This is a genomic window from Citrobacter sp. Cpo221 (assembly GCF_030332345.1).
Lineage (GTDB): Bacteria > Pseudomonadota > Gammaproteobacteria > Enterobacterales > Enterobacteriaceae > Citrobacter > Citrobacter portucalensis.
On sequence record NZ_JAOWIA010000041.1, the window covers coordinates 21,868 to 33,627 of the forward strand.

General features: G+C 51.5%; 12 protein-coding genes and 1 pseudogene. All 13 read left to right on the top strand.

Annotated elements, in window-relative coordinates; translation table 11 throughout:
• Positions 1 to 12 precede the first annotated feature (12 nt).
• Positions 13 to 300, top strand: a complete 288-nt coding sequence (locus tag OGY72_RS08595; RefSeq protein WP_019076573.1) for a DUF1799 domain-containing protein — start codon at positions 13 to 15, stop codon at positions 298 to 300.
• Positions 300 to 3,353, top strand: coding sequence for a phage tail tape measure protein (locus OGY72_RS08600; RefSeq protein WP_286547572.1), 3,054 nt, complete (start codon positions 300 to 302; stop codon positions 3,351 to 3,353). Before OGY72_RS08595 ends, OGY72_RS08600 begins: the two co-directional genes overlap by 1 nt.
• A 217-nt stretch (positions 3,354 to 3,570) precedes the next feature.
• On the top strand, positions 3,571 to 3,900 hold the full coding sequence (locus OGY72_RS08605) for a hypothetical protein (protein WP_032943631.1): 330 nt from the start codon (positions 3,571 to 3,573) through the stop codon (positions 3,898 to 3,900).
• Positions 3,901 to 3,958: 58 nt separating this feature from the next.
• A complete protein-coding gene (locus OGY72_RS08610) occupies positions 3,959 to 4,309 on the top strand; it encodes a phage tail protein (RefSeq protein WP_286547573.1) in 351 nt (116 codons plus the stop codon).
• 8 nt (positions 4,310 to 4,317) lie between these two features.
• A complete protein-coding gene (locus tag OGY72_RS08615; protein WP_286547574.1) occupies positions 4,318 to 5,091 on the top strand; it encodes a phage minor tail protein L in 774 nt (257 codons plus the stop codon).
• Between the two features lie 12 nt (positions 5,092 to 5,103).
• A complete protein-coding gene (locus OGY72_RS08620) occupies positions 5,104 to 5,835 on the top strand; it encodes a C40 family peptidase (protein ID WP_136391995.1) in 732 nt (243 codons plus the stop codon).
• A complete protein-coding gene (locus OGY72_RS08625) occupies positions 5,823 to 6,416 on the top strand; it encodes a tail assembly protein (RefSeq protein WP_286547575.1) in 594 nt (197 codons plus the stop codon). Before OGY72_RS08620 ends, OGY72_RS08625 begins: the two co-directional genes overlap by 13 nt.
• A 78-nt stretch (positions 6,417 to 6,494) precedes the next feature.
• Positions 6,495 to 6,860 carry a hypothetical protein gene (locus OGY72_RS08630; protein ID WP_137377983.1) on the top strand — a complete coding sequence of 122 codons (366 nt, stop codon included), beginning with the start codon at positions 6,495 to 6,497 and terminating at the stop codon, positions 6,858 to 6,860.
• A 52-nt stretch (positions 6,861 to 6,912) separates the two neighbouring features.
• Positions 6,913 to 10,122 carry a TipJ family phage tail tip protein gene (locus tag OGY72_RS08635; RefSeq protein ID WP_286547576.1) on the top strand — a complete coding sequence of 1,070 codons (3,210 nt, stop codon included), beginning with the start codon at positions 6,913 to 6,915 and terminating at the stop codon, positions 10,120 to 10,122.
• A complete protein-coding gene (locus OGY72_RS08640) occupies positions 10,122 to 10,436 on the top strand; it encodes a hypothetical protein (RefSeq protein WP_003826224.1) in 315 nt (104 codons plus the stop codon). The genes OGY72_RS08635 and OGY72_RS08640 overlap by 1 nt, the downstream gene beginning before the upstream one ends.
• Positions 10,436 to 11,110, top strand: coding sequence for a hypothetical protein (locus OGY72_RS08645; RefSeq protein ID WP_286547577.1), 675 nt, complete (start codon positions 10,436 to 10,438; stop codon positions 11,108 to 11,110). The genes OGY72_RS08640 and OGY72_RS08645 overlap by 1 nt, the downstream gene beginning before the upstream one ends.
• A 108-nt stretch (positions 11,111 to 11,218) precedes the next feature.
• Positions 11,219 to 11,458 carry a phage exclusion lipoprotein Cor gene (cor, locus tag OGY72_RS08650; RefSeq protein WP_286547092.1) on the top strand — a complete coding sequence of 80 codons (240 nt, stop codon included), beginning with the start codon at positions 11,219 to 11,221 and terminating at the stop codon, positions 11,456 to 11,458.
• A gap of 57 nt (positions 11,459 to 11,515) precedes the next feature.
• Positions 11,516 to 11,760 (top strand): annotated as a pseudogene (locus tag OGY72_RS08655) (phage tail fiber protein); the annotation flags it as partial.

Consider the following 11,760-nt stretch of genomic DNA (forward strand, 5'->3'; position numbering starts at 1 on the left):
GTCGCCGCAGCATTGTATACGCCGGGACCGACGCTCGCGGAGCTGAGCGCTTTTGGTTTGACGCCTGAGGACGTGGAGGAAGAGGTGGGGATCCTGCCCTCGGTGTGGAGGTCCTTCACCATCTTCTCTTCCCTGGCGACCCAGTGGCGAGTCGGCGCGAGCGGGGTGACCGGCCTTGATTACAACGTTCTCCCCTGGATGTTCGAGTTACACGGGGTTGAGGATGCGGCGGCCTGTATGGCTGACCTTCAAATCATGGAAAGCGAGGCACTTAAGGTAATGCATAAGGAGACGAAATAATGTCAGACCAAATCGCCTCGATTACTTTGCGGGCTGATGTTTCCGACCTGAAAACGGCCAGCAATGAACTGGATAAACTCGGCCAGGCGGCAGCTGGTGCCGTCGGCAAGGCTGATGACCTGAACAGTGTTTTCCGTGCCGGTGCTGAGTCTGCGAAGCAGGGCAGCGAAGGCATCAAAGAGCAGCAGGCTGCACTGAGGGGGCTGCTGGAAAACATCGACCCAGTAAACAAGGCGCTGAACCGGCTTGACGAGCAGCAGGCAGCGCTGCGTAACTTCCAGGCGAAGGGCTTTCTTGATACTGATTCGTTCCAGGCGTATAGCAAAATTCTGGACGACACTCGCCTAAAGCTAACCGACACTGGCGAAGCGGCGGCGAAAGCGCAGGCAGAACTGGCCGCCACCCAAGCGGCAGAGAAGCAGTCCGCAGCACTGAAAAACCTGCTGGGCTCAATCGACCCGACGATTCGGGCATTTAACTCGCTGGATGAGCAGCATGCGCAGCTGGTGGCGCACTTCGAATCAGGGCGCATCAATAGCGCTCAATTCGAGCACTTCAACACCATCCTGAACCAGACGCGTGAGCGACTCACTGGCGTGGCTGACGTTCTGCCTGAGGCATTGTCGCGGCAGGAAGCCGCCGCGCGCCGCGCCGGTATCTCCGTAGGCCAGTACAGTGCTGCGATGCGGACGCTTCCGGCACAGTTCACCGATATAGCCACGCAGTTGGCTGGTGGACAGTCCCCATTCCTGATCCTGCTCCAGCAGGGTGGGCAGATTAAAGACCAGTTCGGCTCGGTGCAGGACGCGCTGTCGGGTGTTGGCGAATACATCCGCAGCATGGCCGGGATGATTAACCCAACCACTATTGCGCTGGCAGGTCTGGTCGGTACGGTTGGTCTGCTGGCTGCTGCGGCATACAGTTCGTCTGAACAGTTCGACCAGGTTGCCCGGTCGGTCATCATGATGGGCGGCGCTGGCTTCGCCTCAATGCAGCAGCTAAATGAGGCTGCTGAAGAGGTCGCCGGCAAGACAAATACATCCATCAGTTCCGCCGTAGATACGCTGGTTACGCTGAATGACACTGGTAAATATACCGCCAGCCAGATGAAGCAGATCACCGCCTCCATCACGCTCATGGGCAAGGCTGGAAGCGACACCAAAGCGGCAATGTCAGACTTCGGCAAGATTGTCAGCGACCCGGTAAAGGGCCTAGCGAGCCTGAATGAGCAATATGGCTTTGTCGACGAAGCCATGATGAAGCACATCATCCAGTTGCGTAAGCAGAAGGGGGAGCAGGCGGCGGTAAACGAAGCCATCAACCTGTTTGCTGGCGTTATGGCAAAGCGCGCAGAAGAGACCAACAGGGCCACCGACAATATTGGGCAGTCCTGGCAGTGGTTGAAGAAAACAGCATCTGACTCTTTTGATGATATCGGGATTACTGTCCGCGCCTGGGGAAATCAGGTGATCGATATTTTCAACCTGGTTGAAGCTTCGATAAAGGACTTGTTCCTCAACATCACCTCTCTGGATTCCAAGTTTACTGGGACCATTGCAGGATGGGCTGAGAAAATCCCGGGCGGCGGAGCAATAACCGACTTCCTCGGCATGGATGTTGAGGCTATGAAAAAGGCTGGGGCGGAAGCTGACAAAGAGATCGCAGCGAACAAAAAACGCTACGATGAACTCTGGAAGCGGGTCACTGCGCCTAATGCACAGGCAAGCTATGAAGCCGAAGCGCGAGGTGCCAGCGTTAAAGGGGAAGGGGGCTCGAGCCGCGAGTCGAGAAACGCAGTCTCGAAGCTTGCAGAAGACTCTGCGAAAAAGACCAAAGAGGCAAGAGCTACGCTGGATTCTGGCGATCGCACCCTGGAGAACTACCGCGCTCAGGCCAGAACCCTAACTGAAACGCTCGAAACGCTGCGTCAGACCGGCGATATTCACGCCAAAAATACCGAATTCAGCAAACAACAGTCACGCTTTGCGGAACTGGACGAGGTCGCCAAAAACCGCGCGCTGACCGCGCAGGAGAAGTCACTCCTGTCGAGCCGTGAAGCCATTCTGAATGCCGCTAAGGTTGTGGATCAGAAGAACAAAGAAGTAGAGGCCCAGCAGAAGATTAACGGCCTGGAACAGCAGGCTAATAAGTACGTCACCCAGATGTCGGAAAAGACCGATGCTTTGCGTGCTAGTGCAGGCTTCAGCAGTCGCCAAACTCAACGCATGATGGAAGAAGCGCAGCTTCGCCAGGGCTGGCTCAACGGTGGTGGTAAACTTGAGGATGCCGGTTATGAAAAAGAACTGGCAGCTCTCAGAAAGTATTACGCTGAAGAAGACAAATTACGGGGAGACTGGAAAGCAGGTGCGGTGAGTGGCTGGAATGAATATCTTGATGCAGCCACGAACACTTACGACGCCGTTAAGAACGTTGCCAGTTCCACGCTAACAGGTCTGAGCGACATGTTGACTGAGCTGATGACCACTGGCAAAGCATCAGTTAAAGAATTCGGCAAATCCATGCTCAAGATGATCCTTGATGTGACGAACCGTCTCATGGTGGCCTATACGGTGCAGGCAGCTATGGGATGGATAAGTGGTGGTTCGGGAGGTGGAGCCACACCTGGTGGATCGTATGCAAATGCTGCAGCAGGGGTAACGTTCAACGCTAAAGGTGGAGTCTATGAATCTTCGGGCCTCAGTAAATACGTGAACGGTGTCTACGACACTCCCCAGTATTTCACATTCCAGGGTGCATCTAAGTTCGCCAAAGGTGGCGTTTTCGCTGAAGCCGGGGCGGAGGCAATCATGCCACTCACGCGCGACTCATCAGGTCGTCTCGGGGTAAGAGCCCAAGGGGGGAGCTGTGGGCAACCGCAGGTCAACATAGATATTTATGTCGATAATAAGGGCAACACATCATCAAACTCGTCTGGAGATGGGAATGCCGCAGCAAGGGCGTTAGGAAAGGAAATTGAGGCCAAAGTGACCGAGGTCTTAATGAGGGCTACCAGAAGTGATGGGTTGCTTGGAAGGCAATTCCAGACAAAATAATAGCCTGAATGTGATCCTGAGAGAGCAATATCATGCGCACCAGGTTACATCAAAGCATCACCTGGCTATTATGCGCAAACAATATTAATCAGGGAATGATGGTGAATAAAGTCTTCACGGTTGCGGGATTAGAAATGCCAATTGTTACGAACTCAGGGAATGGTCCAAACGATACCGAGACAAAGAATATAAATGGGAAAACCATAAGGAGTATTAGGTGACAAAAGATAGAGTGTTTTGTTTTTTATTTGGTGTGCTCGTGTCGTTTATTTTTGGAGTTGCTGGAAGCTATTGGGGATATCTTAAATTATCTACAAAAATGGCTGTTCCAAAAACGATTTGCATCATTGACGCGCCAAATTTAGCCATACAAGAGGCTGACAGAGTTCAGCGTGAAGCCCAGGGGTTATCTCAAGAACCTGCTAGTGATGGGAAAGAACCCCTGCGCGGATTCAATCGTTGCCAAGAAAAAGTTGACAGTAGCGCTAATGATCTTGAATTCGCTTTAAATATGTACAAAGAAATGAAAGAGAATCGCGGTAAGTGAAAGTCATAATTGGCAATCTATGAACCCAGCCCTGGCTGGGTTTTTTTATGGAGTAAATATGGCCGTTGAAACATACAACTGGCACTCGCAGCTCGGCGCTGGTGCCGTCGAATACAGCCAAACAATAAGGTCTGCGCAGTTCGGTGATGGTTATGAGCAGGTAGCCGAGAACGGCATTAACTCGACTGCTATTCAGGCACCGATGAAGCATGTGGGCACTGACTCTGAAGTGAATACCGTCCGTGACTTTCTGCTGGCGCATACCGTTAAGGCTTTTATCATCGAGCCTCCTGGCGAAGTGAAGGGGCTTTATCGCGTCGTGGCCGATTCAGTGCGAAAGAACCAGATCAGCAGTAAGTTCGCCGAGCTGACCTTCACCATTAAGCGCGCCTACGGCGTCTATGCCTGAGGTGGAGCATGACAGCACTGATTGATACAGCTGCAATGCTGGCGCCGGGCGGTCGAGTCCGCTTGGTCGAAGTAGATGCTTCAGAGTTCAGCGGCGGCATTCACCGCTTTCACTACAGTCCGTTTCCCCATACGTCCGCCGAGATTGATGCGGCGAACGGTGATGAAACTAAGCTTGGACCAAAGCCAATTATCTGGGATGGAAAGACCTTCGACTTCTGGCCATTCCAGATTTCTGACCTCGCTCTCTCGACCGACCAGGCCGCTGAGCCGAAGCTGAGCGTATCGAACCTTGACGGGCATATCACTGCGCTCTGCCTACAGTTCAAGGACATGGTTAACGCGAAGGTAAGCATCATCGACACCTACGCCGTTTATCTGGACGCGGTTAACTTCCCAGGCGGCGTGAACCCGACGGCAGACCCGACAATGTTCACGCTCCAGACCTTCTGGCTGGACACCAAAACCTCAGAAGATGATGAGGTGGTTACGTGGTCGTTGAGTAGCCCTGCGGATTTGCAGAACCTGGTTATTCCCACCCGTCAAATTACATCGATGTGCGAGTGGGCGTTGCGTGGCCAATACCGTAGTGGAGACGGTTGCACCTACAACGGCACGGCCTACTTTGATGCCAAGGGCAACTCGGTTGCCGATCCGGCACTGGATGTATGTGGTGGCTGCCTCAGTGATTGCCGCAAGCGATTTGGTGCGGGCCTGGTTGAACCCAATACTGCCACCCTCGATTTTGGTGGATTCCCGGCAACTGTTCTCTTCTCCCGATAACCGGACTTCAATATGAACAAAACGATAATGAACGCTATCCGGGTGCATGCTCTGGAGGAATCGCCACGCGAGTGCTGCGGCTTCGTCATCCAGTCAGGACGGCGTCAGCGATATATTCCGGTACCGAACAGTCATGAAAACCCGTCTGAGCATTTCCGTATTGATGGCGAGCACTGGGCAAATGCTGAGGATGCAGGGACCATTATTCGAGTCATTCACTCGCATCCTGGCGATGGCGCTAGGACTATCCCCTCAGACCTCGATCGCCAGCAATGCAACCAGTCAGGCGTGGTATGGGGTATCTACGCACCTGATTGCGATGATTATGCCGAAATCATGCCGGATGCCATCCCGCTTATTGGGCGCCCGTTCATTCTGGGCTCTCACGACTGCTGGGGGCTGGTCATGGACTGGCATGCAACCCAGGGTGTAACGCTGACTGATTTCCGGGTCGATTACCCGTGGTGGGAAAGCCAGTATCCTGACAACCTCTATTTCGATAACTGGGAGAAAGAGGGCTTCATAGAATGCGGCCCGTCGCCAGGCTGCATGGTCATCATGCAGGTTGAATCTGCTAAGTGGAACCATGCGGGGATCATTACCGAAGAAGGTGAGATACTTCATCATCTCTACGGGCAACCATCCTGCATCACGCCGTACTCGCGCGGCTATTTCAAAGACCGGACGATGATATGCGTCCGACATAAAAACTTATCTCAGGAAATAAAACCATGGCGCGGTTAACGACAATTCGCCTGTACGGTGCGCTGGGCGCGAGATTTGGGCGCGTGCATAAACTGGCGGTGCAGACGCCAGCGGAAGCCGTGAAGGCGTTATGTATCAACCAGGACGGTTTGGAAAGTTTCCTGATGAATGCGAAGAAAAACGGAATGATGTTCGCGGTGTTTCGTGGAAAAAGAAACATCGGGGTTGAGGACTACCAGAACCTTGCTGGGAATAGCGATATTCGTATTGCACCGGTTATGGAAGGTGCAAAGAAGGCCGGTATATTTCAGACCATTCTCGGAGCCGTGATGGTGGTAGCTGGTATCGTGGTTACTGGTCTTTCGTTTGGTTGGGCTTCCCCTGTAGGTGGTGCCATGATATCTGCGGGTATCGGGATGATGGCCGGAGGTATCTACCAGATGCTATCACCCCAACCAAAAGGACTTCAGGGGCGAGATGATCCCGATAACAAACCCAGCTATGCTTTCGGCAGCTCAGTAAACACCTTGGCAATGGGTAACCCGGTTGCCGCACTCTATGGGGAGCGGGAGATCGGCGGTGCAATTATTAGTGCAGGAATCGTTGCAGAAGATATTTAAGTTTCAGCAACATAGCTCGCGGTTAACATGCGTAGTGTTATGCTACCTTCAACAGCATTCCACTATGGGGACACAACAATGCCAGCTGTAAAAATAGTCGCTGAATGGTTGAAAGAGGAAAATGATCCTCGCATGGAATCTACTTTAGAGTTTGTTGCAGCTATTGATTTCAACGGACATATCAAACCTGAACAAAAGGTATATGGCCTAATTACGGGATATGGCTACGGTTCTTTACCTCCCGGGGATTATCCTTTCACAGGCGAAAAGAGTGAGCAGGGATGCTTAAAAATGGACTGGGGACGGGACTACCAGAAATTCAATTCTACAATTAATGTCCTTGGCAGACGACTGAGCCCCGGAGACATCATCACTCATGTGGAAAAGCCTGGAATTGAAAATACGTTCGATTACGAGATAAGGTTAGTCACGTATTTTCAGTGATTAGCCACAGCAAAAACCAACCCGCTTAGGCGGGTTTTTTTATGGATGCAATATGGCAACGATTACTGGTGCGAAGGGCGGGAGTCAAAAACAGCATACACCTGTAGAACAGCCTGATTCAGCCCAATCAATGGCGCGTTGTCGTATGTTGTTGGCGCTGGGTGAAGGTGAATTTGCTGGTGAACTGGATGCCACGCGCATCTTCCTTGACGGAACCCCGTTGGGAAATGCAGACGGTTCAATGAACTTTGAGAACGTTACCTGGGACTTCCGTCCCGGCACTCAGGTTCAGACACCAATCCCCGGCTTCCCGGCAGTTGAAAATGAAACAAGTATTGGCGTGTCGCTGACGAAAGTTACCCCATGGACTCGTGCGATCAGTAACACCCAGATTGACGCGGTGCTGGTACGTATTGGTATCCCTGGATTACAGCAGCAGGAAAACGATGGGGATATTGTCGGCACAACGGTTCAGTACCATATCGACCTTGCTGTCGACGGTGGGGCTTACTCGACAGTCATGACTAAAACCGTCACAGAAAAGCTCAGTTCGCTCTACGAACTAACCCACCGTATTAATCTTCCCAAAGCCAGAACCGGCTGGCAGATTCGGGTTGTCCGGGATACTGTTGACAGTACCAGCCAAATGCTCCAGAACAAAACGCAGGTACAGGCGATCACCGAGGTGATTGACGCGCGTCTCCGTTATCCGCATACAGCACTGCTGTATGTGTCATTCAATGCTAAGTCATTCAGCAATATCCCGAAGATATCCTGCAAGCCGAAAGGTCGGGTAATCCGCATCCCTCAGAACTACGATCCGATTACACGCACTTATGGCGGTACATGGGATGGTACATTCAAATGGTCCTGGAGTAACAACCCGGCGTGGATTTGGTTCGATATTCTTACTGAGCCGCGCTTCGGACTGGGTAGCAGGGTTACGCCAGCGATGCTCGATAAATGGGAGCTGTACCGTATTGCCCAGCGCTGCGACCAGAAGGTGCCGGATGGTAAGGGTGGCAGCGGTACCGAGACTCGCTTTATGTTTGACGTTTATATCCAGGCTCAGGCTGATGCCTGGCAGGTGATTAAGGATATTGCGGCTGGTTTCAATGGTATGACGTTCTGGGGCAACAACATGTTCAATGTTGTCTCGGATATGCCTGCTGATACGTCAAAGCTCCAGATCCTCACCCGAGCCTCGGTGGTCGGGAAACCAACCTATTCCAGCGGCAGTGAAAAGAACCGCTATAGCTCTGCGCTGATTAACTTTAGTGACCCGGATAACCACTATCAGGATCGCACAACGGCAGTGATGTTTCCCGAGCTGGTTAAGCAGTTCAAGTTTAAGCAGACGCAATTGACGGCTATTGGCTGTACACGTGAAAGCGAGGCGCAGCGCCGCGGAGGGTGGGCCGTCTACTCCAACTCGCTGGATCTCATTATCACTGTTCAGACTGGACTCGATGGCTTCGCCTATGTACCTGGGACAGTGTTCGCCTTTGCCGATGAGCGGCTGTCTGGCCGGGTCTATGGCGGGCGAATTACTGAATACGATGCCGGGCTAAAATCTGTAACTACCGATCGGGGAACAAGCGCATTGGCCGGCGATACGCTGATGATTCGTACCCAGGGCGGTACCGTTGAGAGCAGAACCATTCAGGCGGTTAACGGCCAGCAACTGATACTGGCAACTGCCTTTACCGGTGAGCCACTACCTAATGCCATTTTTGTTATCGATGCAGGTCAGTTGCGCCTCCAGTATTTCCGTGTAACCAATCTGACATTTAACGATGAGGAGAACACCTACAGTATCACCGGTGCAGAGTACAACGGGGCGAAATATGATGCCGTTGATAACAATGCCCGACTGGATACGCCACCGATCAGTCTGATACCGACAGGCCTGGTAGGGCAACCGACAAACATTACGATTAGTAGCTACGATTCGGTCCGGCAGGGGCAGCGTCTTGCGACCATGGTTGCGAGTTGGGATGCGCCAGTAGATAAAAACGGGAAACCTCAGGCAGATATTGTCGCGTATCAGGCACAGTGGAAACGCGGTGATAATGATTGGATCAATATCCCTGAAACGGGTCTGCGCAATATAGAGGTCGCCGGGATTTTCTCAGGCGATTACCTCGTGAGAGTCCGCGCCATTAACTCTGGTGGAGCGTCCAGTTTGTGGACCTCTTCTGTGCTGACTCATCTCACTGGACGTACTGGGGATGTTCCCAAGCCGGTTGGTCTGCGCACCACAGCAATCAACTGGGGTATACAGGTTGACTGGTCCTTTCCGGCGGATACAGGTGATACCCTCCAGACCGAACTGCATTATTCAGCAAACGGAAATGGGGATAATCCTCTGCTGCTTGCAGGAGTTCCTTATCCGCAACACACCTACACACAACTGGGTTTAAAGGCTGGTGTTGAATTTTGGTACCGGGCTCGCCTGGTCGACCGTATTGGTAATCAGAGTGACTGGACCGACTGGGTTCGTGGCCAATCCAACGCGAATGCTGACGACTACCTGGGCGATATTGCTGATGATTTCCTGACGTCTGCCGACGGTGACCGCCTAACAGGCGACATTGATACCAACCTGGAAGCCGCGTTGCAGAATGCGCTGGCCAACCATGGAACGGTAGAGCATCAGTGGGCGCAGTACGGCGAAGTACGCGCGGATATTCTGGTGGTTAAAACGACCATTGCGCAGGTAGATAAGGCCATGGCTGAAATGTCGACGCAGGTGCAGGCGCAGTTCAATAATGTAACTGCCGCACTGGAGGACAAGCTTACTGCCGTAGTAGATGCCACCGGAGCATCTGCGATTTACACCCTCAAAACCGGAGTCCGGATTAACGGAGTCATGTATAACGCCGGGATGTCGATTGCGGTGCTGGCGGAATCGGGCAAGCCGGTAGTCACCCGTGTCGGGTTTAACGCCAATCAGTTCGTCCTGATGAGTGGCAGCGGTGATACGCAATATTCACCCTTTGCGGTGGTCAATGGTCAGGTCTTTATCAGTGATGCATTTATCCAGTATAGCCAAATCACGCTGGCAAAAATTGGCGAATTGCGCTCCGCCAATTATGTCCAGGGGCAAACTGGCACCATCATGAAATCAGACGGAACGTTTGAAATGAATGGGGCAGTTGCCGGGGAGGGGGCAATGAAAATCACCAACACAACCCAGAGCGTTAAGGACGGGAATGGCGTTCTTCGCGTGCAGATTGGGAAATTAACAGGAGTGTTTTGATGGAGTGGGGGATACAGACATGGGACGCTAATGGCGTCCCTAATAACTACGGAATCAAACCAATCAGCGTAGTTGGTATAATCGATCTGTTAGTGGATCAGAAAACCGGCTCTTATTCTTTCAACCTGGAACCGGGCCTGAAAGTTGGCTTTACAGTAGGGACTGCGGAGGCAGCAAGTTTGATTGCGTACACAAACAAAAGAAACATTCTTGCTTCCGGTAACACAATTACAATTCAGCCATCAACGGGCGACGGTGTTAACGACTATCCTGCAAATCAGGTTCAGCTGATTGTTTTTGCGGAGAAGGTGTAATGGCAAAATATGGTGTTTTGCTAGCATTACCCAATGGAAATCCTTTTGTTACTCCGGATTCCACACCATTGACACTTTATAAAAAAGTGTCGTTAAACTCAAATTATAATGGTGATTTTAACTCTGCGGTTATTGAGGAAAATATTTTCAATCAAAAGGCAGGGATTGTATTCGCAAGAACAAGTGCTGCGGCAAAAATATCAGCCGTAAAAGAAGGGAACTTATTTAATGTTTCTGCTTCGAACTATAGAAGGGCTGCTTTTACTCTTGAAGCATATTTTTTCGCAATAACTCCGCAAACCTTACCCAGTCACGGTATCGCTATATGGGATGCATCAGGCACACTGGTTCTTACAAACGAATCAAGGGTATTGACAGATCTGACAACTATCGGGACGCCCGGGGCGGTTACGGGTGGAATTAATATCGATGTCACAATGCCGGGGAAATGGGCTGTAAATCCGATGGGGCTGGGATCTGTCATCCTCCACGCTGGTTCTGCACCAGGTGGGCAGCCAATATTTCAGTCTGTTGATGTGGGGACGGGTTGCCATGACGACACTGGTGGTACAAGAATCAGGGGGCAAAGTTCAACCACTGCAAGTGGGGCCTCGATCGGATCAACGAATAGCGGCATTGTGATAACGGCGATAAACACAGCCGCATATGATTAAACTGATCGATTTAAACGATCAATTTTAGAATATTGATCTATTAAAACTATTTTTATTATTCAATGCTATTGGTTATTTTTTGTTTAAATAATTAACCCTGGTGTCGAAATGAAAAATATAATAATTCCGGTTATTGTCTGTCTGGTGCTTTCAGCGTGTTCAGGACCTGTTCTTGAGAAACAGAAACCGGTTTGTCAGGCTGAGTTTGTGTCTGGTGATCTGCCCCAGTCAGTGCACATTTACGGTGTGCGAAAGGTTGCTAATCAGACTGAGTACAGGGCCGGTTATCCATTTAACTGGCGATGGGTGAATAAAAATAACTTCACCAGTTCGAATTGTCCTCAATGAAATACAAAAATAACCCGCTCCGGCGGGTTTTTTATTATCTGAATTCAGGAGATATCCATGTCAGCAGGAACCTTAACCCTGACGAATAATTCTGCTGCGGTCGCGGGCAGCGGGACCGCGTTTACCACCGAGGTGGCGGCCGGAGATTTTATTGTTGTCACTGTCGGCGGCGTTCCCTATACGCTTCCAGTTAAGTCCGTGGAAAGCGGTGCCGCACTGACGCTGGTCAGTAATTTCACCGGGCCTACACAATCAGGTGCGGCCTGGTCTGCCGTTCCCCGTGTGGCGCTGAATATGGTTAC

Coding starts and splice junctions, on each gene's coding strand:
- OGY72_RS08635 (WP_286547576.1), top strand. CDS start 6,913: ATGGCAACGATTACTGGTGCGAAGGGCGGGAGTCAAAAACAGCATACA.
- OGY72_RS08600 (WP_286547572.1), top strand. CDS start 300: ATGTCAGACCAAATCGCCTCGATTACTTTGCGGGCTGATGTTTCCGAC.
- OGY72_RS08625 (WP_286547575.1), top strand. CDS start 5,823: ATGGCGCGGTTAACGACAATTCGCCTGTACGGTGCGCTGGGCGCGAGA.
- OGY72_RS08640 (WP_003826224.1), top strand. CDS start 10,122: ATGGAGTGGGGGATACAGACATGGGACGCTAATGGCGTCCCTAATAAC.
- OGY72_RS08645 (WP_286547577.1), top strand. CDS start 10,436: ATGGCAAAATATGGTGTTTTGCTAGCATTACCCAATGGAAATCCTTTT.
- OGY72_RS08620 (WP_136391995.1), top strand. CDS start 5,104: ATGAACAAAACGATAATGAACGCTATCCGGGTGCATGCTCTGGAGGAA.
- OGY72_RS08630 (WP_137377983.1), top strand. CDS start 6,495: ATGCCAGCTGTAAAAATAGTCGCTGAATGGTTGAAAGAGGAAAATGAT.
- OGY72_RS08615 (WP_286547574.1), top strand. CDS start 4,318: ATGACAGCACTGATTGATACAGCTGCAATGCTGGCGCCGGGCGGTCGA.
- cor (WP_286547092.1), top strand. CDS start 11,219: ATGAAAAATATAATAATTCCGGTTATTGTCTGTCTGGTGCTTTCAGCG.
- OGY72_RS08610 (WP_286547573.1), top strand. CDS start 3,959: ATGGCCGTTGAAACATACAACTGGCACTCGCAGCTCGGCGCTGGTGCC.